Source organism: Rhizobium sp. RCC_161_2 (assembly GCF_041355235.1).
Taxonomy (GTDB): domain Bacteria; phylum Pseudomonadota; class Alphaproteobacteria; order Rhizobiales; family Rhizobiaceae; genus Rhizobium.
Map to the genome: position 1 here is coordinate 293,921 of NZ_JBFUPL010000008.1, position 25,095 is coordinate 319,015.

25 protein-coding genes are annotated in these 25,095 nt (G+C 60.0%); 2 read left to right on the forward strand and 23 right to left on the reverse strand.

From position 1 onward, the window contains the following. Positions 1–192: 192 nt before the first annotated feature. The 21 genes from AB6803_RS21540 to AB6803_RS21640 form a co-directional block, all read right to left on the reverse strand. Positions 193–729, reverse strand: a complete 537-nt coding sequence (locus tag AB6803_RS21540) for a hypothetical protein (protein ID WP_371110789.1) — start codon at positions 727–729, stop codon at positions 193–195. Then, positions 726–1,094, reverse strand: coding sequence for a hypothetical protein (locus AB6803_RS21545; protein ID WP_371110790.1), 369 nt, complete (start codon positions 1,092–1,094; stop codon positions 726–728). Before AB6803_RS21545 ends, AB6803_RS21540 begins: the two co-directional genes overlap by 4 nt. A 13-nt stretch (positions 1,095–1,107) precedes the next feature. Continuing rightward, positions 1,108–1,704, reverse strand: a complete 597-nt coding sequence (locus tag AB6803_RS21550; RefSeq protein WP_371110791.1) for a rod-binding protein — start codon at positions 1,702–1,704, stop codon at positions 1,108–1,110. Positions 1,705–1,835: 131 nt separating this feature from the next. Next, positions 1,836–2,255, reverse strand: a complete 420-nt coding sequence (locus tag AB6803_RS21555; protein WP_371110792.1) for a hypothetical protein — start codon at positions 2,253–2,255, stop codon at positions 1,836–1,838. Positions 2,256–2,259: 4 nt separating this feature from the next. Next, a complete protein-coding gene (gene fliR / locus AB6803_RS21560; protein ID WP_371110793.1) occupies positions 2,260–3,012 on the reverse strand; it encodes a flagellar biosynthetic protein FliR in 753 nt (250 codons plus the stop codon). Next, positions 3,009–5,096, reverse strand: coding sequence for a flagellar biosynthesis protein FlhA (gene flhA / locus AB6803_RS21565; protein ID WP_371110794.1), 2,088 nt, complete (start codon positions 5,094–5,096; stop codon positions 3,009–3,011). Before flhA ends, fliR begins: the two co-directional genes overlap by 4 nt. Before the next feature lie 149 nt (positions 5,097–5,245). After that, on the reverse strand, positions 5,246–5,512 hold the full coding sequence (fliQ, locus tag AB6803_RS21570) for a flagellar biosynthesis protein FliQ (protein WP_007700174.1): 267 nt from the start codon (positions 5,510–5,512) through the stop codon (positions 5,246–5,248). A 55-nt stretch (positions 5,513–5,567) separates the two neighbouring features. After that, positions 5,568–6,044: a flagellar hook assembly protein FlgD gene (flgD, locus tag AB6803_RS21575; protein ID WP_371110795.1), complete on the reverse strand. Its 477-nt coding sequence runs from the start codon at positions 6,042–6,044 to the stop codon at positions 5,568–5,570. After that, complete coding sequence (gene flbT, locus AB6803_RS21580; RefSeq protein ID WP_371110796.1) at positions 6,035–6,484, reverse strand: flagellar biosynthesis repressor FlbT; 450 nt, start codon at positions 6,482–6,484, stop codon at positions 6,035–6,037. Before flbT ends, flgD begins: the two co-directional genes overlap by 10 nt. Further along, positions 6,481–6,828, reverse strand: coding sequence for a flagellar biosynthesis regulator FlaF (flaF, locus tag AB6803_RS21585; RefSeq protein WP_371110797.1), 348 nt, complete (start codon positions 6,826–6,828; stop codon positions 6,481–6,483). Before flaF ends, flbT begins: the two co-directional genes overlap by 4 nt. Positions 6,829–6,865: 37 nt before the next feature. Continuing rightward, entirely contained in the window at positions 6,866–7,903 is a 1,038-nt protein-coding gene (locus AB6803_RS21590; protein ID WP_371110798.1) for a flagellar hook-associated family protein, read from the reverse strand. A 3-nt stretch (positions 7,904–7,906) separates the two neighbouring features. Further along, positions 7,907–9,385 (reverse strand): flagellar hook-associated protein FlgK, encoded by a 1,479-nt coding sequence (gene flgK, locus AB6803_RS21595; RefSeq protein WP_371110799.1) that lies wholly within the window; start codon positions 9,383–9,385, stop codon positions 7,907–7,909. 24 nt (positions 9,386–9,409) lie between these two features. Then, positions 9,410–10,687: a flagellar hook protein FlgE gene (locus tag AB6803_RS21600; RefSeq protein ID WP_371110800.1), complete on the reverse strand. Its 1,278-nt coding sequence runs from the start codon at positions 10,685–10,687 to the stop codon at positions 9,410–9,412. Positions 10,688–10,968: 281 nt separating this feature from the next. Next, positions 10,969–11,640, reverse strand: a complete 672-nt coding sequence (gene rem / locus AB6803_RS21605; protein ID WP_371110801.1) for a transcriptional activator Rem — start codon at positions 11,638–11,640, stop codon at positions 10,969–10,971. A 279-nt stretch (positions 11,641–11,919) separates the two neighbouring features. After that, on the reverse strand, positions 11,920–12,507 hold the full coding sequence (locus AB6803_RS21610; RefSeq protein ID WP_371110855.1) for a lytic transglycosylase domain-containing protein: 588 nt from the start codon (positions 12,505–12,507) through the stop codon (positions 11,920–11,922). Beyond that, entirely contained in the window at positions 12,455–14,128 is a 1,674-nt protein-coding gene (locus AB6803_RS21615; protein WP_371110802.1) for a flagellar hook-length control protein FliK, read from the reverse strand. The genes AB6803_RS21610 and AB6803_RS21615 overlap by 53 nt, the downstream gene beginning before the upstream one ends. A gap of 6 nt (positions 14,129–14,134) precedes the next feature. After that, positions 14,135–15,436, reverse strand: coding sequence for a chemotaxis protein MotC (motC, locus tag AB6803_RS21620; RefSeq protein ID WP_371110803.1), 1,302 nt, complete (start codon positions 15,434–15,436; stop codon positions 14,135–14,137). Positions 15,437–15,439: 3 nt separating this feature from the next. Then, positions 15,440–16,819, reverse strand: a complete 1,380-nt coding sequence (locus tag AB6803_RS21625; protein ID WP_371110804.1) for a MotB family protein — start codon at positions 16,817–16,819, stop codon at positions 15,440–15,442. Beyond that, positions 16,816–17,448 (reverse strand): hypothetical protein, encoded by a 633-nt coding sequence (locus AB6803_RS21630; protein ID WP_371110805.1) that lies wholly within the window; start codon positions 17,446–17,448, stop codon positions 16,816–16,818. Before AB6803_RS21630 ends, AB6803_RS21625 begins: the two co-directional genes overlap by 4 nt. A gap of 251 nt (positions 17,449–17,699) precedes the next feature. Continuing rightward, entirely contained in the window at positions 17,700–18,677 is a 978-nt protein-coding gene (locus tag AB6803_RS21635) for a flagellin (RefSeq protein ID WP_371110806.1), read from the reverse strand. Positions 18,678–18,939: 262 nt separating this feature from the next. Beyond that, positions 18,940–19,860 (reverse strand): flagellin, encoded by a 921-nt coding sequence (locus tag AB6803_RS21640; protein WP_371110807.1) that lies wholly within the window; start codon positions 19,858–19,860, stop codon positions 18,940–18,942. 311 nt (positions 19,861–20,171) lie between these two features. Between AB6803_RS21640 and AB6803_RS21645 the strand changes: the two genes are divergently transcribed. Both AB6803_RS21645 and AB6803_RS21650 read left to right on the forward strand, forming a co-directional pair. Beyond that, positions 20,172–21,659 (forward strand): aspartate aminotransferase family protein, encoded by a 1,488-nt coding sequence (locus AB6803_RS21645; RefSeq protein ID WP_371110808.1) that lies wholly within the window; start codon positions 20,172–20,174, stop codon positions 21,657–21,659. After that, positions 21,653–22,897, forward strand: a complete 1,245-nt coding sequence (locus AB6803_RS21650; protein WP_371110809.1) for a tetratricopeptide repeat-containing protein — start codon at positions 21,653–21,655, stop codon at positions 22,895–22,897. The genes AB6803_RS21645 and AB6803_RS21650 overlap by 7 nt, the downstream gene beginning before the upstream one ends. 96 nt (positions 22,898–22,993) lie before the next feature. Here AB6803_RS21650 and AB6803_RS21655 read toward each other — a convergent pair whose 3' ends face one another. Together AB6803_RS21655 and AB6803_RS21660 are read right to left on the reverse strand one after the other, a co-directional pair. Continuing rightward, positions 22,994–23,899, reverse strand: a complete 906-nt coding sequence (locus AB6803_RS21655) for a flagellin (protein ID WP_371110810.1) — start codon at positions 23,897–23,899, stop codon at positions 22,994–22,996. A gap of 257 nt (positions 23,900–24,156) precedes the next feature. Then, positions 24,157–25,062, reverse strand: coding sequence for a flagellin (locus AB6803_RS21660; protein WP_371110811.1), 906 nt, complete (start codon positions 25,060–25,062; stop codon positions 24,157–24,159). Positions 25,063–25,095 lie beyond the last annotated feature (33 nt).

Sequence of the window (25,095 nt, forward strand, 5' to 3'; positions counted from 1 at the left end):
CCCACCTGCCGGTTTGAAGACATCAGAAACGTCGCTAGGGGGAGCTTATAACAAGGCCGCCCCAAGCTTCCGTTAGAGAAATCGATTGCAATTGCAGAGGAAAAGTAAGGTTCCGTTCATGCTGTTTCGGGCTGTCGGCGAAGGCGGCCGTTCCTTGATCGGAGCGGCCGGAGCAATCGGCGCCGGCGAAACTTAATGCGCCGGCTTCGGCGGTGCGTCCGATGGTGAAACGCCCTGGACGATCTTCACCGGCTTGGCGGTTCTCTTGCCGGAACCGTCGCCGCTTCCGATCTCGTTCTTCGAGAGATAGTCGAGCTGCTCGACCAGCACGTCGCCGACATAGTCGCCGCCGAGCCGTTCGTTCATGCTCTTTTTGATCTCGTCGCGAAAGGCGGCGACATTGAAGGTCTCGACATGGGCGACGTCGATCGCCTTGTTGCCCACCAGCAGCGAATAAAGCTCGTCGGTCGTCAGGGCCGCCAGCGGCGGCTGAAGCGTACTCGCCTTGCCCTTGTCCATCATGAAGGAGATGCGAGTGAGAAAATAACCGGTCACCTGGCCATTGCTGATGACGGGCACGTTGATCGCTTCGCCCTTGACGAATTCCTGCTGCGCCTTCTTGGCGTCGTCAGGACTGGTCGCGGGCGCCGTCGCCGTCTGCACCGAGAAATAGACCGAAGCCAATGTCACGACGCAAACCCACAGGCCGGTGAGGACGAGCTTGATCATCCGGCCTCACGGACGCGAAATTGCTCCTGCGAATAGGTGCCGTCCGCATCGGCGTTCTGCACCGCATTCTTCAGGATATCGGCGACAGCGCGCACGGCTTCGAGATGGGCTTCAACGCGACGCGCGTTCAAGGTCAACTTCTTCTTGAGACCGTGCAGCTGCTCGATATGAGTGACGGCAAGTTCCGCCGGATTGGTATCGCGAAATAGCATCGACAGTTCATAGAGGCAGCGGCTTTTGTGAGCGTTCGATACCTTGAGATCGAATTCCGGGTCCGTACCTATCCGGTTATTCTCATTGTCGATGATCATTTCCAGGCGTCCGAGGACCGACTTGATCCGATAGTCGTTCGAAATTACTTCCATGTCTTCCCCCAACTCATGCTTTCTTGGATGTCAGCGCGTCTTGATTGGTTACGGTCGTATCGCCGTTACTATCGGTTTCGGACGCGGCGAGCGTCTTGCGCTGAAAATCGGCGACGGCGCTCAGCGCCATCTTTTTGTCATTCTCGTTGGTCGCCGCGTTGATGGCACCGGTGTTGCGCATCTTGGAGACCTGATCCTTGTACATCTTCTCGGCAATGCCGACGCCGCCGTCCTTCGCAAGCGTGTTGCCGACCTGCTCGGCCATCATGCCCTTCCAGATTTCGCCGGCAGAGCCCTTGCCATAGAGCGTTTCGCTGTTCGGCAGCATGTTTTTCACGAAGTTCTGCAACACCATGGCCTCGAACTTGCGATAGACCTGCGGCACTTTCGTCACCCCGCTATGGGTATTGGCATTGCTGAGGCCCGCCTGTGTCGCGGCGCTGTTGAGCGCATCCACGGTCGAGCCGAAACCATTGCCGTTTTCCGCCAGGCTGGTGGCAGCGAAGGCGGCTCTGTTGGCCGCGAGCTTTTCCTGGGCGGCCTGAACGTCGGCCGGACTGGCGGCCTGTACGACATCCAGCACCAAATCACTCGGAGGCGAAATAGCCACGTCACGTTTCCTTTCACTGTCGCATGATCCCCGGATGCGTGAAGCAGCCAGCAAATGGGGTCATGCCGAATCGAACAGTTGGAGCCAGGGGCGAACCAACGACGCACCATCCTGTTCCAAGATCGGAGTGATTATGGTTTTTGAACCTTGCTGGAGGCTGGCGTGGTGTCCGCGAAGCGCTGATCGATAATGTCGTAGACAGCATTGTCGTCCGTTTCGCGCGTTTCGAGCTCACGGGCGTCCTTCATATGCTCTTCCAGCCGCTCCGCCTTGGTGCGCTCCTGCAGCACCTTCATTTCGATCAGCTCCTGGATACCCTGGAGCTGCTGGTCCCTGAGCGTCAGGCGGCCGTAACGCTGGGCATATTGCATCGAAAATACCGCGTGCACCGGATCGGCCGAGCTGATCGCATCGATCACCCTCCCCATCGCATCATTGACCTCGGCGCGCTGACGGGTGGTATCGGCAAGCTCGTTTTCCGCGATCCGCTCGAGATGACGCTGCACGGCGACGAGACGCTTCAGCTTTTCGGAACGGCTCTTCTCCGCCATCTCGCTAATGCCCGTTGAAGACGCTGAGAAAGGCGCCGGAGAACTGGCTGATCATCGCCGCGATACTGAGATAGAGCATGAACAGCCCGCCCATCAACAAATAGGGCGTGGAGATGAAGTAGATCGGGATCTGCGGCGCCAGCTTGTTGATGAAGCCGATCGAAATCTGGAACATCAGGCCGTAGAGCAAGAAGGGGCTTGCCAGCCGCAGCATGATGAAGGTGGTGGTCGCCAGCGTGTCCGTGACCGAAATCAGCGAAGCGCGCACATCGACATGGCCGCCGAAGGGAATGACCGAATAGGACTCGACCATAGCCTGCAGGACGTAATGATGGAAATCCAGGATGAACAATATCATCAGCCCGCAGAAGCTGATCATGCTGGTGAGCGCCGTCTCGTTCGATTCCTCGACGATGTCCATGCCTCCCGGCGCGTTATAGCCGATCAGCATCGAGATGACAGTGCCGGCGAATTGCAGCCCGAGCGTATAGAGCCGCGCCATCATGCCGTACATGAGGCCGATCACCGTCTCGGTGAAGATCAGGCTGATATAGGTAGCGCTGCTCTTGGATACTTCAGGATAGATCGTGTTCCAGAGCAGCGGCAGGATCGCCATCGACAGGGCTGCCGACAGCAGCAGCCGGATCTGCGGCGGCACACGGCCAGATGAGAACCCCGGAAGTACCATCACACAGCCGCCAATGCGGCAGAAGGCGAGAAACAACGCCAGAATGGTGCCCTGGGGATCGGATATCATGAAATGGAACCTAGAATCTTGATCTCGATCCCCTTGGCCAGTTCCACATGCGACAGGACCGGAAGGGTCGCGAACAGGCGTTCGATGATCATGCGCACATAGGAGCGTGTTTCCGGCGACGTGACAAGGACGAAGGGCATGCCACGATCCATGTATTCACGGATAACTTTGCCTGCCTGCTCGCTGAATTCCTCCAGGCTGCGCGGATCGATGTCGAACTCGACGATCTCGCCCTTCTGGTCTCGCTTCAGCGCCTGATGGAAGATGAGGTCCCACTTGCTGCCGAGGCGCAGCACGCGCAGCACGCCATTGTCCGCGAGATCCCCGCAAAGCTGCTGCGCCATGCGCACGCGCACATGCTCGACGATCTGCTCGGTCTTGCGCACATGCGGCGCGAGCTCGGCCACGGCTTCCAGAATGAGGTGCAGGTTGCGGATCGAGACGCGCTCGGCGAGCAGAAGCTTCAACACCGCCTGCAGGCCGGAATAGGACATGTGCGACGAGCAGATCTCGTCGGCGAGCTTCTTGTATTCCGGGTCGAGACGATCGATCAGGATCTTCACGTCCTTGTAGGAGAGAAGCGCCGGCAGGTTGTTGCGGATGACCTCGCTCATATGGGTCAACACGACGGAGACATTGTCGATCGGTTGGAATCCCTCGCGCTTCAGATCCTCGGTGAAGGCTTCGAGAACGGAGACGGCGGGCATGCCGAAGGCGGGCTCGCGGATCTCGTCGCCGGGAACGGTCGGCTTGCGGCCCGAGCCGGTGACGACGAGCACTTCGCCAACGCGCAAAGTGTTGGAGGCGATCGTCGTGCCGTGGATGCGGATCTGGTAGGATTTGTCGGCAATGGCGATATCGTCGGTCACCTTGATTTCCGGGACGACGAAGCCGTATTGCGTCGCGAATTTCTTGCGCATCTTGCCGACGCGGAAGGCCAGCTCCTGATGGGCGCCGAGCAGGCGCGTCGAGACGATCTTGCCGAGCGCCAGTTCGATTTCCGAGGTTTTCAGGACCGACTTGACCGAGTCCTTTTCCATTTCCTTCGTCTGCATCACCTTCTTTTCTTCCGCGTCACGCAGAAGCTTGTTTTCAGCCGCGACCTGTCGCGGAATGAGCCATGCGCCCGACGCCAACAGGCCGCAGAGAGTGATGAAGGGGAAGAACGGCATGCCCGGCATGACGGCCAGGATGCCCATGAGGACCGCCGATACGGCAAGCGCGCGCGGATAGCCGCTCAGCTGATCCATGACAGCCTGATCGGTGGAGCCGGCGGTGCCGCCGCGTGAAACGAGGAGGCCGGCGGCGAGCGAGACGATGAGCGCCGGCATCTGCGACACCAGACCGTCGCCGACGGAAAGCTTGACGAAGACATCCGCCGCCTGGCCGATCTGCATGCCGTGGCGGAAATAGCCGATGATGATGCCGCCGAAGATGTTGATGCAGGTGATGAGCAGACCGGCGACGGCATCGCCGCGCACGAATTTCGAGGCACCGTCCATGGCGCCGAAGAAGGAGCTTTCCTCCTCCAGTTCCTTGCGCCGCCGCTGCGCTTCCTTCTCGTCGATCAGGCCGGCCGACAGATCGGCGTCGATCGCCATCTGCTTGCCGGGAATGGCATCCAAGGTAAAACGCGCGCCGACTTCGGCGATACGCGTCGCGCCCTTGGTGATGACGATGAAGTTGATGGTGATCAGGATCAGGAAGACGATCAGACCGATGACGAAATCGCCGGACATCACCAGGCTGGCAAAGCCCGCAATGACGCCACCCGCCGCATCGTGACCTTCATAGCCATGCGAAAGAATGACGCGCGTCGTCGCAATGTTCAGCGACAGACGGATCATGGTGGCGATCAGAAGGATGGTCGGGAAGGACGAGAATTCCAGCGGCTTCTTGATCCAAAGCGCCACCATCAGGATCAGTACCGAGAGCGCGATCGAAAAAGCCAGGCCCATGTCGATGAGGAACGGCGGGATCGGCAGGAACAGCACGCACAGTATGACCATGATACCGAGGGCAAAGCCGATATCACGGACGCTGGGATTCACTTTGGGAAGCGCTAATGCGGGTGGTTGTGCCATCGACCGGTTCCGTCTCTTCATGAGAGGAGGCAAACGGCTGAACCGTCTGCCCTATTCGAACCGATCAGTAGAGGGCGAAGCTTGCGCGAGAATGGCTTGTCCCCACGCCGTATGGGATCCGGAAGCCGTTTCTGGCTTCCGGATTTGCCCTAAAATCCCGACTGGATGCGGGAGAAGACCAGATTGGTGAAGATCGAGATCTGCGAGCCGACGAAAGGCGCGCTGATCCCGACTGTTACCATGACGGCGACGATCTTTGGCACGAAGGTCAACGTGGCCTCCTGCACCTGGGTCAGCGCCTGGATCAGGGCGATCACCAGGCCGACGACCATGGCGGCGAGAACGGCCGGACCGGAGGCGACAAGTACCGTCCAGATGGCTGCCTGGAAAATATCCAATGCATCGGCTTCGTTCATGGCCTCATTATCCTCTGCTCAGCCGGCTCCTCATGAGCTGCTGGTCGTGTCGATACTACTCGGTCGTCGAATCAGTGGTGGTAGTATCGCTCGTTGTCGTCGGCGCGACAATCGTCGTTCCCGCCGGTGCGACGGTGACGCCCGACTGCAACAGGACCTTGTCGCCCGCTTCGGTTTGCGCGATGATACCGTCTGAATAGACGGTTACTTCCTTGATGGTGCCGGTGACCGTGCCATCGGCACTCATGATCTCCTTGCCGATATAATCCGACGCCTGCGAGATCCACTGATTCTGTAACACCGTTTCCAGGTGCGAGTTCGTCTGGATCTGCTGCTCGACCTGCGAGAAGCTGGCCAGCTGCGAAATCTGCTGCGTGGCATCCATCGGAGAAGTCGGATCCTGGTTCTTCATCTGTGCGATAAGGAGCTGCAGAAAGTCGTTATAGTTCAGTGTGGCGCTTGCCGATGCCGCCGCCGCGGTGCTCGAAGAGGTGCTGGTACTGGTGCTGCTGGTAACTGCGTCTACCGCCACGGTGCGATCTCCCGGCGAATATGCTCGATCGTCGCGGCCGGCATTTCCTGATTGTTCAGGATATTGTCCTCGATCGCATAGAGCCCGCGGATCGCCTTCAGCGCATCGAAGGCGCGGCCGGTGGCAACGAGGCCGTCGACGCGCTTCAGCTCGGCGAGTACTTCCTCGTGACGGAAACACGAGAGCAGCATGACGATCGACTTGCGGAACATCGCCGTCGATTGTTCCTTGCCTTCCGGATTGATGAGGATCATCTGCGCGATGAAATAGAGCTGGCGCAGCGGCGTCGTCGCCTCCTCCGGCTGGAGAACGTGGTTCTCGAGCAGGAAGGTCACATCATTCAGGAACTCCAGGGCAACCTTGCGGTCAACGCGCAGCACGGCCCCGTTGATGAAGATCTTTTCCCCGGCTTTAAGCGATATGCGAAGCGTACTTTTCATTTAAGTCCATCCCTGATGATGGTGGTGACATCGATGATGCCTTGATAATTCTCCGACTGGCGCCTCCGGATTCTGTCGCATTCCTTCAGGATCCAAAGTGCGATGGAGATGAGATTGGCGCGCAGTTCGACGTTAAGCTGGTTTTCCGGACTTTTCAGATCCTCGATGAAGCTGACCCAGACGCGTCTTGTGTAAAACAGCGCCTCAATCGCCTCGCGGCCGTATTTCTCCTTGTCACGAGCCGCGGCGAGAAGAGTAATCGACCGGTCCAGAACCTGACGTTCCCGCTCCTTGGCGTCGGCCACTGCATCCTGCATGACTTCCGCATATGAGAACTGATACATTCATGCATCCTTCTTGGTCATTCCATCCCTTTGATCATCAAAGGTAATTTACAAGGCTTAGCTGCTGGATCTTGGAGACGATGGTGTAAGCGGTCTCAAGCTGTGTCTCGAGACTGTTGACCTTGGTAGACGCCTCGTAGGGATCGACCCCCGTCAGATCACCGATATTGGTGTTGAGGATCGTCTTCTGCGCATTCAGCGAGGTGTTGGCATCGGTCAGGCGCGCCTGCGACAAGCCGAGCTGGCTTGCCTGGTCGTTGAGCCCGTCGATCGCCTGGCGTGCATAACTGGTCGCCTGGTCGGTGACCGCGTTCAGCGCATCCTGGCTCAAACCCTGCCCCATCAGCGCGTTGGCGATGGTGGTGGAAAGGGCCAGGTAGCGCATGCCGGTGGCATTGGCATTGGTCGAGGATTCGATAACCTCGGAATTGCTGATGCGGCTCGACATGTTCTGATCCGACGCACTCGACCAGTCCGACCAGCTGCTGTCCGACGTGACCAGCGGCTCGGCGACGTTCGTGATGAAATCCTTCATCTGATCCCCCGTCAGGTCACTGACCGCGACCCCTTGCGCAGTCGCATAGTCGCTCAGGGCGCTCTGGATTGCCGTGGTCGCCGCCGAGGAATTGTCGGTCATCGGCTGCACATCGGTATTGGTGCCGGCGAAGAGATACTCGCCGTTGACCATGGTATTGGCATCGGCAACGAAGCTCGAAAGCGTCGCGGTCGCCGTCTGCTGCGTCAATTGCACGCTGCTGCCGTCGTTGTTGCCACGTAACGCCACCAGTTGGTCCATGAATTTCTGGGCCTGGGAGGACATGTCGCTCAGCGCCGTCTGCGACGAGGTCATCCGCTGGTTGACGACCGAGTTGCTGCTGAGGATGGAATCTATCCGCGTCACATCCCGTGTGAGATTGACGCTGCTTGCGGTACCACTGCCGAGCGAGACGCCGATGTCGGCATAGACGCCGGTCGTCGCTTCGGTCGAGGCATCCGTCATTTCATTCTGCGCCTGACGGATCGTCTGGCGCATTGAATTCTGAATGGCTGTGCTCGAAATGAAGGAGAGTTTCATGGCTTAGCTCGCAATATCCAGTACCGATTGAAGCATCTCGTTGACGGCATTCAATATTTTGGTTCCCGCCTTGTAGGACTGCTCGATATCCATCATCAGCGTCAGCTCCTCGTCGAGGTTGACGCCAGTCTCGTTCGAATAGGCGGTCGAGGAGCGCGAAAGCGCCGCCGAGGTATTTTCCGCTGCCGTCGTTGCAGTACTGCGTTGGCCTTCAAGCCAGCCAATGGAAGAAGAGGCGTAATCCATGAGGCTGGCGTTGGTATCGGAACCGGCGGTCGCATCGAAGTCCATCTTCGTGTTCATGCCGGTGATATAGGTGTCGAGCAGATCGGAATAACCGCTGCCCCCCGTGGCATTGACCACATAGTCGGCACCGTTGATGCCGCCATCGCGCAGGAGCGTCGGATCGCCGGTCTGGGTAGCCGTGGTCAGCAGCGCCGGATTGACTGCGATCGAACCGGCCATGCCGGTGACGACGGCGGCGCTGTCGGGAACGGTGCCGCCGCTCCAGGTGAACAGGCCGGGCGCCTTGATGGTGGAGTCGGTCTGGTTGGTTTCCGCAAACGTCGTCACCAGGCCGCGCGCGATTTCATCGAGCTGCATCTGGTATGTCGGAGCAACGTCGTCACGAACCTGCAGCGACGCCTGAAGGCTGCCCTGCGCCGTCGTGCTCGCACCCTGCCCGGCCGTGAGCGCGACCCCGTCTATATAAACGTTGTTGCCGGTTGTACCCGCCACATAAGACGTCGTCGGGGTGAAGGTCACCGAGCGCGGGATCGTCTCGAACAGCGTCGCACCGCCGGTGGTATAAAGCGCCACGTCATTGTTGTCGCGCGTCACGGTCGTGACCCCGACGATCTGCGAAATCTGCTTCAGTACCGAATCGCGCTGGTCGAGCGCATCGGACAGCGCCGTTGAGGTGGAGCCTGCCGTCGCGGTCGCGCTGGTGACCGCATCATTCGCCGTCTGGAACTTTTTCAGCAGACCGTTCAGCGTGTCGACATCCGAAGCGATCTGCTTGTCGGCATCGGCTCTGACGCTCTGAACGGCGGTGGTGGCATTGTTCAGCGCGGTTGCGAGGCTCTGCGCCGCATTGACGGCGGATTGCGCCGCCGTCGTGCTGGACGGCGAGCTCGCATAGGTCTGCATCGCCGTCTGCAAAGCCGACAGGTAGGTAGCCGGCGCCACCTCGTTGTCGTTGCCGCCGAGCGTTGCGGATTGGAGGCTGGTATAGGCCTTCAGGAGACTTTGCTGTGCCGCGTCGCCCGACGTGCTGGAGAGGAACGCCTTTTGCAGGGCCGGCTCATTGGCGCGAGCGATCGTCACGACCTGCGCGCCGGACATGTCGGTCGTCAGCATCGCTTGGCGACGGGAATAATCCGTATTGCCGGCATTGGCGATATTGTTCGACACGACACTGCTTTGCGTGCCGCTATTGTTGAATATCGCTTGCGCGTTGTTGAGAGCTGTAGTGAGCGACATGACTGACCCGGTACCCTATCGTGTTTAACGCTGCAGGTTGACGAGAACGTCCAGAAGGTCGGAACCGGCCTGGAACACCTTGGAATTTGCGGTGTAGCTCTTCTGCGCGGTGATCATGTTCGTCAGCTCGTTGGCGAGGTCGACGTTGGATTCTTCCAGCGCGCCGGACTGAATGTAGCCCAGGCCTCCGCTCTGCGGCCAACTGGTGACCGTCACGCCGGACTCGCCGTTGGCCGAGTAGACGTTGCCGGTTTCCAGCGTCAGGCTGTCGGGGCTTGCGACCGTAGCCAGCGGAACGCGGTAGAGTTCCTTGTTGGAGCCGTCCTTGTAGATCGCGCTGACCGTGCCATCCTTGGCGATCGTCACGCTGGTCACCGGATTGGGTGCCTGGCCATTCATCTTGCCCGTGGCGGTAAAGTCGGTGGCAACCTGGGTGAAGCCCGAGAAATCCATCGCGATGCTCTGTTGCGGCGTATCATTTCCGAACGCGACGTCGAGCGTTCCGTCAGACGTCATGGCACCTTTCTGATCGAAGGTCAGGGCCGTGCTGCCGAGCAGACCATCGCCGCCATAGGGGAAAGGGGTATCGCCCGATGCCGCGTCCGCATGATTGTAGACCGCGACTTCCCAGTTATCGTCCGACGTCTTGGTATAATAAACGTCGAAGACAACCTTGTTGCCCTGGTTGTCGTAGCCAGTGATCGAGCTCTTGCTGGTGTCGGTGGTTACCGGAGAAGTATTGGCCGAGGGCAGAGAGCCATTGCCGCTGGTCGCGTCGACGATAGCGGCATTGGAGTTGAGGTTGCCAGTCATGCTGCCGCTCGAGGTAGCGACAGTGTTCGTGCCGCTCGGAGTGACATTGACCGGCACCATGCCCTCAAAGCCATTGACGACCACCGACGGGGCGCCGGAGGCGCTGGAATAGCCCATAAGGGTGAAGCCGGCGGCGTTGACGAGATTACCCGAAGCATCCGCCGTAAAATCGCCGGCGCGGGTCAGAAACGTTTGTCCTGACGAGCTCTGAACGACGAAGAAGCCGTTGCCCTGAATTGCGAGGTCGGTGCTCGACGTGGTGGCGGAGACATTGCCCTGCTGCGAAATCGCATAGCGAACCGTCGTCTCGACGCCACCGGAATTGTAGTTGCCGCTGGAAGACGGCAGCACGAGGGAGGAGAAGCTCGTCGACGCTTCCTTGTAGCCAGTCGTACTGGAGTTGGCGATATTGTCAGAAACAGTCCCGAGACGGTTCGCCTGGGCATTCATCCCTGAGATCGCGGTTTTCATGCTGCCGAAAATGCTCATCTGGAATCCTCGTTATTCCTCTTAGGCTGAGAGTAGGGACCGGGCCTTGCGTGAAGCTGTCTGAAAAGAGGAAAAGCCGATCGTCATGAAACAGCCGCCCGAATTTTGCCATGCACCCGCCGAAACGCGCCAAAAGTGCCGTAATGGTAAGCATATACGCACACATAAATTGCAATCGTCACGACCGGAGCTTTCGGTCGTGAAAAAGCCCGAGGATCGGAAGATCTCTCGGGCTCGTTGCTAGCTTCAGGGCGCCATGGCGCCTGGTCTGGGTGGAAGCATCAACTCCAATCGATGCAGTAGCCGAGGAAGCGCTTGGAATCGATCGGGTCGAAACCGAGCCTCTTGCGCAGCTTCTTGCGCAGCTTGGAGATATGGCTTTCGACGACATTCTCTTCGACCTCTTCGTCGAAGATGCCGTAGATCGCATTGAAGATCTGCGTCTTGGTCACACGGCGGCCGCGGTTGGAAATCAGATATTCCAGAATGCGCCGTTCGCGCCGTGGCAATGCGAAGACCTCACCGTTGACCTCCGGGTCACGACCATCCGAGAAGACCCGGATGGGACCGATATCGGTGTAGTTGGAGATCGCCTTCAGCCTGCGACGGATCGCCGCCGCTCGGGCCAGAATTTCCCGAGGATGCACAGGCTTACGCACGACATCGTCGACACCGCAGTCAAAAAGCGCCAACGTCGATTCCAGCGAGGGTTGATCGCTGACGGCGATGACCGGTGCCGCTGACCGGTCACGAATTGCTCGGGGCAATTCGTGCACATGTTGGCCCTGTCCGATCAGGAATGCCTCGACCGCGGCAATATCGCCCTCCGCGGCCGTCACAACCCATTCGCCGAATTCCCGGGGATCAAACCCCGTCGACGGGATGCCTTCCCGTCCAAAAAGTGAAGTATAGCCGTCCTTAACGAGCTCGCGCTCATCAACCACTACGATCATTCGTCCGCCTCCGAATCAGTGTGGTGTTTCGATGACCTATGGGTACGAATCGGGCGAATCACGAACAACTGTCGGAAATGAGTGGCGGGAATTAATAATTGATTAAGAATTAGGGTGCGATTTGCACTAGATGTAGTGGGTGCTGCCGATTTTTTGTCTAAAAAAATTTGTTAGTTAGTACATTATGAATATACGCTATTCAGTTGATCGCGCCGCTGTCAACCATGCGCGAGCGGATAGCTGCGGCAACAATGTGATCATTTGCAATCTATAGGTTGCTCAATCGTGGCAAAAGTTTGCTGCGTTGGGCGTCCATTTCCCGTAACCCGTGGCGACCAGATTGGCGATGACACGGCAAACATACACCTTTTGCGCGGGGTTGTTGTTCGGGCCGGCATGGTATCGAGCTACCGCCATCGTCCAAGTCTCATGCCTGTCATGAAGGTCGCGGAGGAACCTCGCGGCGTATTCGACATTGCTGTGCGGATCGAACATGGCGGCGACGGACGTGAAATTCTCGCCATGAAAGTACTGATTGATCTGCATGCAGCCGATGTCGATCAGCTTTGCGCCGCTCTGTTTTGCCGCCGCGAAGGTCTGCAAAGCCGCATTTTGGGACGCCGGGAAAAACGGCCTGCCCTCGATATTGAGTGCGTAAGGATAGAGCGACCCTTTGCGGCCCGTCTCCGTCAGGCCGACCGAGTAGAGGATCCCTTCCGGTATCCCGTATTTTGCCGCCGCCGACTGGATCTCGCGTTCGCAAAGGCCGGCCGCGCCATTGTCTGGCGATGCCGCATTCCCGGACGCAAGTGCATCAAAGGTAAACGTCGCCAGAGCGCAGGCGCTGAGCGTAGCCAGCCGTAGTATCTTCCGTGCCACGTTCGCCTGAGTTGCGATTGCCGTCATTGCCATTTGCCTGCTGCCCCGAATAATTCTGTCCCTTCGGCCGTGCGTCCCCACCCTGCCCCTGATTCATCAAGGACTGCTGTTGGGACTGCCCCTGAAAGCTGGACTGCCGGTTGCTATCCGATGACTGGTCGCCACTCGCGGCCATGGTGACGGTGATGCTGTCGACCTGATAGCCCTGGGCACGCAAGGCATCGACCATATGGCTCTGATCGGCGTGGAGCTGACGGTAGGCCTCGCCGGTCCGCACCTTTAGGTCGACGCTCAACTGATCGCCCGAAAGCCGCATGGTGGCGGTGACTTCGCCGAGATCGTTGGGATTCAGCTGGATCTTCAGCGTGTTGACGACCTTTCCGGTACTCGTCCAGCTCGCCGCATTGGTAAGCGCCGAACCCGGCTGCATCGCCCTTGACCAATCCCTGTCTCCGCCAAGGGCGGAGGTGACGAGCGCCGTATTCGAATTGGCAGCAAGGCCCAGATAGCGCCGAGAATCGAGCACCGTGACGGTCTGCGCATCACCACTGCCCGATGCAGTGACGTTGGCCTGCGCCGCATCATCGCTACCCTTGCTGATCGTCATGTCGAGCGAGCCGCCGCGCCCATCGGCACGCACCAGCCGGAAGGTTTGCGCCGTCGCTGTCGTATCCTCGCCGGTGGTCGGGAGCGCCGGCATGGTATCCTCGGCATCAGCCGATATATCCTTCTGTGCCACATTGGCGATCTTCGACAAGGACTGATCCGGCGCCGCCTGCGTCTTCACCTCGGCACCGGTCAAGACAGCCGCCGCGCTCTGCTGCACGACGGGGGCGACCGCCGGCTGTACGTTCAAGAGCGACAGGACGTCGGACGCTGCGCTGTCTGCTTGAGCGCTCTGCGTCGTCGAAGACTTACCGTCATCCGTCGCTGACGTAGCCTTGCCGGCCTTGGCAGGCGCCGTCTTGCCGTCACCATCGCTCCGCACAGGCGGATTGCCGACAATCACATTCGCCAATTGCTGGGCGATATCATCGAGTTGACCCGCCGGCTGGGACTGGATCTCGACTTGCATCTGAGTTTGGGCCGGGATCTGCGCCGTATCCGCATCGCCAACCGTCTGAGTTGCCCCGTTGGTGTCGGCGGTCACAACGCTGCTCGGGACTGACTGCTGAATATCCATCAGTGTTTTGGAGAGGTTCGCCACACCAGTCTCCTGCAGAGACTTGGAGCCGACCGGCGGGTTGGTGCCCTTGGTCAGCGTTGCAAGGCTGGCAAGATTGGCTGCAGACGGGTCGATCACCTCGGCGCCGCTATTCACGATATCACTCATGGGAGAGACGATCGTTGCGAGATCACCAACCGGGGCCTGGGTGGTATCCCCATCCACATTGACAGCGGTATCAACATCGACGTCGGTGGGCACCGCGGCTGCGCCCGCATTGCCATTGGCGTTCGCGTCAGGCTTGCGTCCGTTGCCCGACGAATTGGTCAGCGCATCCTGAAATGCCTTGGCGAGACCGTCATCCTGCTTCGCCGAACGTCCACCCTTGGCGATAGCAATGAGATCGGCCCCGGGTGGGGCACTGGAGATACTGATGTCCTGCATGATCAACTACTTTCCTGCTTGCAACAGGCCGTCGATGGCATCAAGCTTCGAGCGGCTTGTCGTGACGAATGCATTGAACGAAGGATCGGCCTCCTGCCGTCCTTCCTCCGGGGTGTGAGCCGCATTCGCCGCGGCTCCCGCCTCAACACCCGCCGTGCCGGGGGATTGGGCCCCGGGGTGGTTCGTCACAGCAGCATCGTGTTCAGTATGTTCTTGATTAGACAGACTAGGCGGTGTGCCTTGCTTCAGGCTTGCCGGATCGGGCGCGCGCAAAATCTCGTCCGCCACGATCCTCGCAGCCTCGCGCAGCGCGCGGTCCTGCTGGTTCAATTCCCCGGCTGGCATCTGGTCTATCTTGCGGATCGCCGCTCCCATATCGGAGCTCGACACCCCGGCAACGCCGCCGTAAAAGCCCGCCAGCGCGCTGAACGCATCGCTGCCATCATTGGCGATGGCCTGAGCGCGCCCGGAGGCGAGCGCTGCAAGATCGGCCTTGCCGGCGATGGCGGCGCGGCGTGCCATGCGTAGATAGACTTCCCGTTGCCGTGGGGGATCCATGAAGGACAGTATCTCGATAATGTCCTGCTGTTTGACGTCCGCATTGTGATCGACGACGAGCTGGACGAAGAGGTCGGCGAACTGGCTGGCATAGGGCGAGTGCAGGAAGCGCCTTGTATAGCGCGATGCATAACCGAGCCCCTGCGGCACCATGCCGGCGTCGGCGCTGAGCGCCAGGGAACGGCGCAGGGCCGATTCCTCGACAATGGTGCCCGGTGACGTCAAACGCGCCCAGTCGTAAAGCTTCAGGGCTTCCTTGGGATTCTTGGCCGACATGACATTGGCGGCAACGAGCGAGAGATAGGGGCCGATCTTCTTGTCGCGATACTCCCTGGCGATATCGGCAAGCGTATTGACGACCAGCAATCCCTTGCCGTTCAGATACTTCCTGAGGACATCGGCGACGCGATTGTCGAAATTGCCGTTGACGTCGCGCGACATCAGATATTCCAGTGTCGCCGGATTGCCGCCGCTCATGGCGTAGATCAGCGCCGCATCAACGTTGCGGCTATCGTCGAACACGGACTTGTCTGCACCCCGCAGGCGCTCGTCGATGGTCGACAGCATGAAACGCTGCATCTCGCCGGCTGAACTGTCGCCGGCCACCACGGAATCCTGGATGAATTCGAGCGAGCGCAATATCTTGTAGGGCGGCAGGCCATCCTGGCTCTCGGCGCGAAGCCCCCCCGGCATGAGAATGCCGAGGGTAAAGGCGAGCGCGAGGCGATGACGATGCTGAATGCGCGCCATGAACTATCCCTGTTTGCCCTGGTTTTGCTTGCCCTGGCCCGGCTTGCCCACACCTGGCGTCGTCGGGCTCTGATTGCCGCCTGACTGGTCCTTGGCATCCTGGATCAGAATCTCGATGCGGCGGTTGGCGTCATTGAAGGGATCGTTGGGCAGCTTCAGGCGGCGGTCGGCGAAACCCGAAACCTGCTCGATCCGCTTCTCGTCCAGGCCGGCACTGGTAAGCATGTAATAGGCGCTCTGGGCGCGGTCGAGCGACAGGCGCCAATTGTCGTTGTGGCCGCCGACCATATAGGGACGGCCGTCGGTATGGCCGCGGATCAGGATCGCGCCCTTGCGGTCGGCCAGGATCTTGCCGATCTTTGTCATCGCCAGCACCATTTCCCGGCGCGGAACGGCCGAACCGATGTTGAACATCGGATCGTTGGACTGGTCGGAAATCGTGACAAGAAGACCGCCCTCGGCCGAGGCGACCTGAACGCCCTCGGCCAGTTGGCCGGCGACGCCGCTGATCTCAGCCTGGATCGCCTGCTGGAGTTCCTTGGCGTTCTGCTGCTGGCCCTTGGCCGACTGCTGGTCCTTGGCCGAGGCGACATCCTTGCCCTGCGCTGCCGAAACGCTGGCTTCACTGGCATCCTGCCCGCTCTGGTTCTGCTTGCTCAGCGTCGGTTGTTGCTCCGGCGTCTGCGGCTTGTCGGTCGGCTCACCGGAATCAGCGGCGGTCGCCTTGGAGAGAGCGACCACTTCACCCTTCGGCGACTGATCGGATTTGGCGGACTGTTCTTCGTTCGCCTTCTTCGAGGCGCTGGAAACCTGAACCTGCTTGGTCCAGAAATCGGGGTCGAACGGATCACGATAGGCCTGGCCGCCGTCGGCGCCGGTTGCGGGGCCCGACTGGGCGGCGCCGCCCTCGCCCTTGGCGCTGACATTGGCCTGCTGGCCGACCTGCTGGGCGATCTCGGCCAGAACCGAATAGGGATTCTCGAAGAAATCGGCCTCCGAATAGGCAGTCTGGTCGCCAGAGGTCGAGGTCTGATCCTCGCCGGTCTTGGCGGACTTGCCGTTATTCGGATTGGTTTCCTCGGTCTGAGACTTCGCCTCGTTCTTTTTCCCATCGGCCTGGTCGACGGGCTTTTTCAGCCCCTTCTCGGTCGGCTTTTCGTCGGCAAGCTTGATCGGATTGAAATAGGAGGCGACGGAGGCCTTGGTCTCCTCGTTTGCGGCGTTCACCAGCCACATCACCAGGAAGAAGGCCATCATCGCCGTCATGAAGTCGGCATAGGCGATCTTCCAGGCGCCGCCATGACCGCCTTCATGCTCGTTGGCGCCATGCCGCTTGACGATGATGATCTCGTGCTTGCCTTGATTTTGATCGCCGTCGCTCATTTCAGAATCTCTCTCAGACTAGCGGCCCAGGCGGACATACGGGTCACGAGGACACTCTCGCCGATCGTCACGGAGAGATCGACATCGTCGGCCTCGACATGGCGCAGCAGGGCGCCATGATCGTCGAGACGGGCATGGAGGATATCGAAGAGATGGCGGGGGCCGCTGACCGTCACCGGGCCGACGTCGCCATCGAGAATGGATGCGGCCACCAGATCGGCAAGATCGGCGACAGCCTTGGCCGTCAGCGCTTCCGTCATGATCGGGGCGAGCACGGCGGCGGCTTCGGTGTTGACCACTTGGCCCAGCATGGTGGCAATCTGCGTCATGCCGGCGGCAATCCTCTCCGCCGCCTGCTCCTGGTATTGAGCGCGCAACGCGTCGATCTCGCCGCGATGGGCTTCGGCTATCGCCTTCAGCTCCAGCTGATGCTTCGACGACAATTCTAGCGTCGCGGCCTCATGCCCCTGCGCATAGGCGTCGCGGCGTTCGGCCTCGATATCGAGCGGCGGTTCCACGGGGCTGTCGAGGAAGGGCGGCGCCTCGTCAAAGGTCAAGTCCGGCAGAGTGACGGACGGAGACGGTTCAGCGCTGAAATCCTTGAGATAGCGAGACAACATCGGGCTCATGAGAACATTCCCTCGCCTTTGTCGGCCGAAAGCCACGAGTAAATGCCTCGACTGGCCCATTGAATTCCCATGCTCAAAACGTCGATCATCGCGCTTCCGGTTTCCGTCCTGCGGCCACACCTTCCGGACACGACGCCGAACGTCACCGGGAAATAGCGCAACCATGTCATTGCCATGGACCGTAGGGGGTCAAACTTGTGCGAGGATGAATGCAATAGGTGTGGCCAGGCTGGCCGCGCCTGTGGCGGAAATCATTTTCCCTGAAGAAGAATCAGCACCTTGCTCGCCATGGTGTTGGCAATCGACAGCGACTGGATACCCATCTGTTGAGCCGTCTGCAGCGCGCTCTGACGTGCCGACGCCTCTTCCATATTGGTGTCGACAAGATCGCCGACGCTGGTCTTGATGCCGTCGCTAAGCTTGGAGATGTAATCCGACTGATCGTCGATACGCGACTTCATCGCGCCGAGCGTCGAATCCGCCGATGTCACCGACGTCAAAATCGAATTGGTGACGTTGAGCATGTCGGTCAACTCGGCATCCGTAGTGCTATCGGAAATAGAGATCTCAGTGCCATCGGTCGGAGCCGTGCCGGAATCGGCGGCCAGAAGATAGTAATTGCGAGCTGTCGACGTGCCATCTGACGTACCCAGCGTGCTGGCATCGATATTTTTCGTCAGCAGTCCCCGGCTTGCGTCGGCGGTGTCGATCATCAGGGTCTGCGAACTGTCGTAGCTGATCGACACCAGGCTGATCTGCCCACTCGAACCGCGCGTGAAATTGCTGATCACCGATTTCTGGGTTTCGGCCTGCGTACTGGTGTTGTACAGCCAGTTATCACCGGAGAAGGAGGCGGATTGCGTTACCGATTGCAGCTGGTCCTTGAGCTGCTGAATATCGGTGTTGACCGCGCTCTTGTTCGTACCCGGCTCCTGTGCCGACACCAGCTTGGCCCGGATCTGGCTTACGATGCTGACGACCGTATCCATGGCGGTGGAGGCAGTGTCGACCTTCGAGGCGCCAAGACCGAGTGCGTCGGTGATAGTGGAAAGGCTGCTCTGATCTGAGCGCATGGTCGTCGCCATCGACCAATAGGTCGGGTCGTCACTTGCGCTTGCCACGCGAAAACCGGATGAAACCTGCTGTTGCACGACGCCAAGATCTTTATTGACTCCACGCAACACAGTCAGCGCCGCCGAGGTGGCGCGGTTCGTCGTCACATTGCTCATCTGAAAACCCGTAATTCCATTGGGACTGGCAAACCGGATCAAACCGGCAGCAACGATCGGCCTCATGCCCGCCAGCGGGAATGATCCCCACGCGGCCCGTCGCTCAAGCAGAGCCTTGAAACGCGCCCAACCCAATTCGGCCGGACACCAGGCTCTACGCAGATATTGCAAATCAGTTACCCAACAGGGTTAGCAAAAGCTTATGGGCGGCGGCAAGAAAGAAATGCCGCCGCCGGATCGCGACGCAAGCTCCGGTCAAGGCTCACTTAAAGAGCGCCAGAACGTTCTGCGCACTGTTGTTGGCGATCTGCAGCGACTGGATGGCCAATTGCTGCTGTGTCTGCAAGGCCGAAAGCTTACTCGATTCCTCTTCCATATTGGCATCGACAAGCTTGCCGACGCCGGAATCGATCGTATCGCTGAGCGCCGAGACAAAGCTCGTCTGCAGGTCGATGCGGGTCGACAGGGAGCCGAGCTGCGAGGCGGTGCTCGTCATCGTGTTGAGAGCCGATTGCACCAGATTCATCGCCTTGCCGATGTCGCCGCTCGTCATGTTGCTGATATCAAGGCTGAAGACGGAATAGGCCGTGCCGTTGATATCCTGCGTCGTGCCGAGAATGCCGGACGTCGTATCGATCGTGCCGCTGGCGTCGGCACCGAACATGACGTTGCCCGCCGATCCGGTATCGAATGTGTAGCTGGTGCTGTTGACCGCAACCGAACCGTCATTGTTGCGGACGAAGGAGGATACGACCGAGGCCGATGCACCGTCAGCCGCGATCATCCAGTTCTGTCCGGAGAAGGATGCGGACTGCGCAATGCTCTCGAGCTGCTGCTGGAGCTGCGAGATTTCTTCCTGGACGTCGGCCTTGTCGACGCTGTTTTCCGTTGCCGCAACCAGCTTGTCCTTGATCTGCTGGACGACGGAGATGGAATTGTCCATGGCCGTATAGGCGGTATCGACCTTGGCGGCGCCGAGGCCCAGCGCGTCGGAGACGGCGGAGAGCGCGCTGTTGTCGGAACGCATGGTGGTCGCGATCGACCAGTAAGCGGCATTGTCCGAGGCCTTGGCGACACGATAGCCCGAGGAGACCCGGTTTTGGGTATCCTCCAGATTCGTGCTGATCGAGCGCAGAGTCTGGAGAGCGGACATTGCCGCGTCATTGGTCAGGATACTGGTCATCGAAGGGTGCCCCTTGTGGCTGAAATGGGAAGGGACATTCCGGTCTGCGGCCGGGAACGGCAATCAGCGTCATGCCTGTTAACCGGCTCTTAGGAGAGGTTAACCAACCGTTGCGTTAGTCGCAAATGACAACATCAGGCTTAATAAAAGGTTAACGCACGCCCGAAAAGTTAACGAACATTACCGCGCATTTGGTTGCCGTCAGTAGGCCGCACGAGCGGATTGCCGACGGGAGAAGTCCTTCAGGTCAGCTTCGCGCCACCTTTGGCGGCTTAAGATTGCCGGCAGAGTCAAGCAGGCGCGGAGTCGAAATGTTAGATTTGAAGGGCGGCGGATTGTCGGGCGACGAGCCCCGCCAACGGACCAGCCTCGATCCCGACGACTGGCAGGCCCTGCGCCGGCAGGGTCATCGGATGCTCGACGACATGCTCGACCATCTGGAGACGCTTTCCGAAAAGCCTGTCTGGCAACCGGCACCATCGTCGGCACGCGCGCTCTTCGACGCGCCCTTGCCCGTCGAGCCCACGGAACTCGCCGATGTCCATGCGGTGTTCCGCGACAGCATCCTGCCCTATGGCAGCGGCAATATCCATTCGGGCTTCATGGGCTGGGTACAGGGCGGCGGAACGGCCGCCGGCATGCTGGCGGAGATGCTGGCCGGAGGACTGAATGCCAATCTTGGTGGGCGCGACCATATGCCGATTGAGGTCGAGCGCCAGATCATCCGGTGGACGCAGCAGATATTCTCGTTTCCGGACACCGCCGGCGGCGTCTTTTTGACCGGCGCCTCGCAGGCCAATTTTGTCGCCCTGCTGCTCGCAAAAACAAGAAAGCTCGGCACCGGCGTTCGCGAAAAAGGGCTGCCCCGCGAGCCTCGGCTGACCGCCTATGCGTCGAGCGAGGTGCATGGCTGCGTGCCCCGCGCGGTCGAGATGTCCGGTATCGGCGGCGATCATCTCAGGCGCATCCCAGTCAATGCCGCCGGGCAGATCGACATCGAGGCCCTTGAGCGCGCAATCATTCGCGACGAGGCGGAAGGACACGCACCCTTCCTGCTCGTCGGAACGGCGGGAACGGTGAATACGGGTGCTGTCGACGATCTGATAGCCTTGCGGCGCATCGCCGACGCCCATGATCTGCATTTCCACGTCGACGGTGCGTTGGGGGCGCTCGGTATCCTCTGCGACGATCTCGCGCATCTGTTCACGGGCATCGAGACCTGCGATTCGCTCGCATTCGATTTCCACAAATGGGGCCAGGTGCCCTACGACGCCGGCTTCCTCCTGGTGCGCGACAGCGCCTGGCAGCGCCAGACATTTGCCTCGGAGGCCGCCTATCTCAGCCGCGCGGCCTCTGGCCTGGCGGGCGGCGACTGGTGGCCCTGCGATTATGGTCCCGACCTGTCGCGCGGTTTCCGCGCGCTCAAGACCTGGTTCACCCTGAAGGCCTACGGCATCAAGGCACTGGGAGATTCGATGGCCGCCAACTGCGCCCTGGCGCGTGCCCTCGCGCATGAGATCGAGCGGCAACCCGCCTTGCAGTTGCTCGCGCCGGTCGCCCTCAACATCGTCTGCTTTGCCTATGTGGGCCCGGCCGGTCATGCGCCGCCAGAGATCAACGCGCGGATCGTCGAACACCTCCACGCCGAGGGACGCGTCGCCCCATCCCTCACCCATATCGCCGGACAACCGGCTATCCGCGCGGCAATCGTGAACCACCGCACGCGGCAGACGGATATCGACGCACTGATTGAGGGCGTCTTGAAACTCGGTTCCCGACAGGATTTGCTCCCATGCTGATGACACCCCGCCTCGTTCCCGACCACAATCCTGATATCGCCGAAAACTCCAGCCGAATCATCGGGATGCAGAAGATCGTCTCGCTCATCTATGCCGGCGGCGACGTGGCGCCGATGTGGAACGAGCTGACGCAACGCATCCGCACCGACGCCACAGATGCCTCAGCCTTGTTCGATCTGGCAACCATCCTGCAAACCATGGGCCGCGCCGATGAAGCGCGCCAGATGTTCCGGAGCGCCGTCGATCTGAAACGGGACTTCTGCGTGGTTCATGGAAATGGACAGGGCCCGCGATTGCTGGCCTTTGTGACGCCGGGCGATTTCATGGCGAACACGCCGCTGGATTTCCTGCTGGTCGACAGCGATTGCGTTCTTTGGCTGCACTATGTGGATGCCGAAACGACCGAGCTTGGGGATTTGCCGGCACACGACGTCGCCTTCATGGCGATCGGCGAATCCACCGAGAATGCTCCCGTGCTCGCGCGGATGCGGACGCTGCTGGCCGATTTCGACGGTCCGATCATGAACAACGATCCGGAAATGGTGAGTCGGCTGACGCGTGATGGCGTAAGCGCCATGCTGGCCGCCGAATCCTCCATTCTGTCGCCGAGCACCCATCGCGTGCCCCGCGAGGAGCTTCTCGCCGTCGGTTCGGGCAAGACACAGCTTTATAAATGTGCGCCAGGACTTACCTTTCCCCTCGTCGTTCGGCCGATCAGCACCCATGCCGGCCATGGAATGGACCGCGTTGCCGACCCCTCGGGATTGTCGGCCTGGCTCGAAACGCAGCCGGCTCCAGAGATTTATGTTGCGCCCTTCATCGATTTCCGTGGCTCAGACGGCTTGTACAACAAGCAGCGCATCGTGTTCATCCAGGGCAAGGCCTTCGCGAGCCACATGGCGCTGTCCGAGCATTGGATCGTGCACTATCTCAGCGCCGGCATGGCGGAAAGCCCGGCAAAGCGTGCGGTCGAACAGGCGTGGATGGAGGATTTCGACACCGATTTCGCGATCCGCCACAAGGACAGTTTCGACGCGCTTTATCGCCGCATTGGGCTCGATTACTTCGGTATCGACTGCGCGGAACTCCCCGACGGGCGCCTGTTGGTGTTCGAACTCGACGTGGCTATGGTGGTGCACAACATGGATAGTCCCGCCACCTACCCCTATAAGCAGGTGGCGATGCGCAAGCTGTTCGACGCCTTCGTCGACTCACTGCGGCGCAAGGCGGCAGGTTAAGCCCACTGCCCCAAAAGAAAAACCGCGCCTCCAGGGAAGGCGCGGTGAAATTTTGCTCGGCTGGTCGCCGCCGGCGCTGAGCGCCGGCCTTTCCGCTTAACGGAAGAGCGACAGGATCGACTGGCTCGAAGAGTTGGCGATCGAGAGCGACTGGACGGCCAGCTGCTGCTGCGTCTGCAGAGCGGACAGCTTGCTGGACTCTTCTTCCATGTCGGCATCGACCAGCTTGCCAACGCCCGACTGGATCGAGTCGGAAAGCGAGGAAGCAAAGCTCGTCTGCAGGTCGATGCGGGTCGAGATCGAGCCGAGGCGCGAACCCATGCTGGTCATGGAGTTCAGAGCGGTCTGAACCATGTCGAGGGCGGTGGAGATCTGGCCGCCGGTCATGCCGGTGATATTGAGGCTGAAGACCGAGTAGGAACCGGTTGCCGTGCCGAGAATACCCGAGGCAGTGTCGATCGTGCCGGAGTTGGAGCCGAACAGAACGTTGCCGGTTGCGCCGGCGTCGAACTTGTAGGACGTGGTGCTGACCGAGACGGTGCCGTTGGTGCCGCGGATGAACGAGGAAACGACCGAAGCGGAGTCGCCGCTGGCAGCCACGACCCAGTTTTCGCCGTTGAACGAAGCGGACTGAGCGACGCTCTGCAGCTGTGCCTGGAGCTGGCCGATTTCTTCCTGGACGGACGACTTGTCAACCGAATCTTCCATGGCGGTGACGAGCTTGGACTTGATCTGGCTGACGATATCGAGAGCGCTCGTGACGGCGGTCGTTGCCGTGTCGACCTTGGCGGCGCCGAGGCCGAGGGCGTCGGAAACGGCGCCGATGGCGCTGTTGTCAGACTTCATCGAAGTAGAGATCGACCAATAGGCGGCGTTGTCGGAAGCCTTGGAGATGCGCAGGCCGGACGAAACGGCGTTCTGCGTGTCCTGCAGGCTGCTGTTGATGCCGCGCAGCGTCTGCAGGGCGCCCATTGCGGCGTTGTTGGTAAGGATGCTCGTCATAATCTTTGCCCCTTTGGCAGTGGTTAAATAAGGGACATTCCGGACCTAAAAACCGGTAACGGCACTCAGCATCATGCCTGTTAACCCCAGTTGGTTATGGTTAACTCGCCGTTTCAATGACCCTAGAAAACAGCAATATGGTTAAGAAAAGCTGAACCATGTGATGGCAAAAAATATAAAAAAAACCGCGCCTTAGATAGGCGCGGTTAACTTATTGTTCAGGAATTTCGGCTGGCGTTGGACGCCAGTCCTACTTCTTAACGGAAGAGCGACAGGATCGACTGGGTCGAAGAGTTGGCGATCGAGAGCGACTGGATGGCCAGCTGCTGCTGCGTCTGCAGAGCGGAAAGCTTGCTGGATTCTTCTTCCATGTCGGCATCAACCAGCTTGCCAACGCCCGACTGGATCGAGTCGGAAAGCGAGGAAGCAAAGCTCGTCTGCAGGTCGATACGGCTGGAGATCGAGCCGAGCTTCGAGCCCATGCTGGTCAACGAGTTCAGAGCGGTCTGAACCATGTTGAGGGCGCTGGAGATCTGGCCCGTGGTCATGCTGGAAATATCCAGGCTGAACACCGAGTAAGAGCCGGTCTTGGTGCCGAGAATACCGGAAGCAGTGTCGATCGTGCCGGAGTTCGCACCGAACAGAACGTTGCCGGTTGCGCCGGCGTCGAACTTGTAGGACGTGGTGCTGACCGAGACGGTGCCGTTGGTGCCGCGGATGAACGAGGAAACGACCGAAGCGGAGTCGCCGCCGGCAGCCATGACCCAGTTTTCGCCGTTGAACGAAGCGGACTGAGCGACGCTCTGCAGCTGTGCCTGGAGCTGGCCGATTTCTTCCTGGACAGCGCCCTTGTCAACCGAGCCTTCCATGGCGGTGACGAGCTTGTCCTTGATCTGGCCGACGACGTCGATGGCGCTAGTGACAGCGGTCGATGCGGTGTCAACCTTGGCGGCGCCGAGGCCGAGGGCGTCGGAAACGGCGCCGATGGCGCTGTTGTCAGACTTCATCGAAGTAGAGATCGACCAATAGGCTGCGTTGTCCGAAGCCTTGGAGATACGCAGGCCGGACGAAACGGCGTTCTGCGTGTCCTGCAGGTTGCTGTTGATGCCGCGCAGCGTCTGCAGTGCGGCCATAGCGGAATTGTTGGTGTTAATGCTGGTCATGAGTGTGTCCCCGAAAACTGAATACAAAAGGAG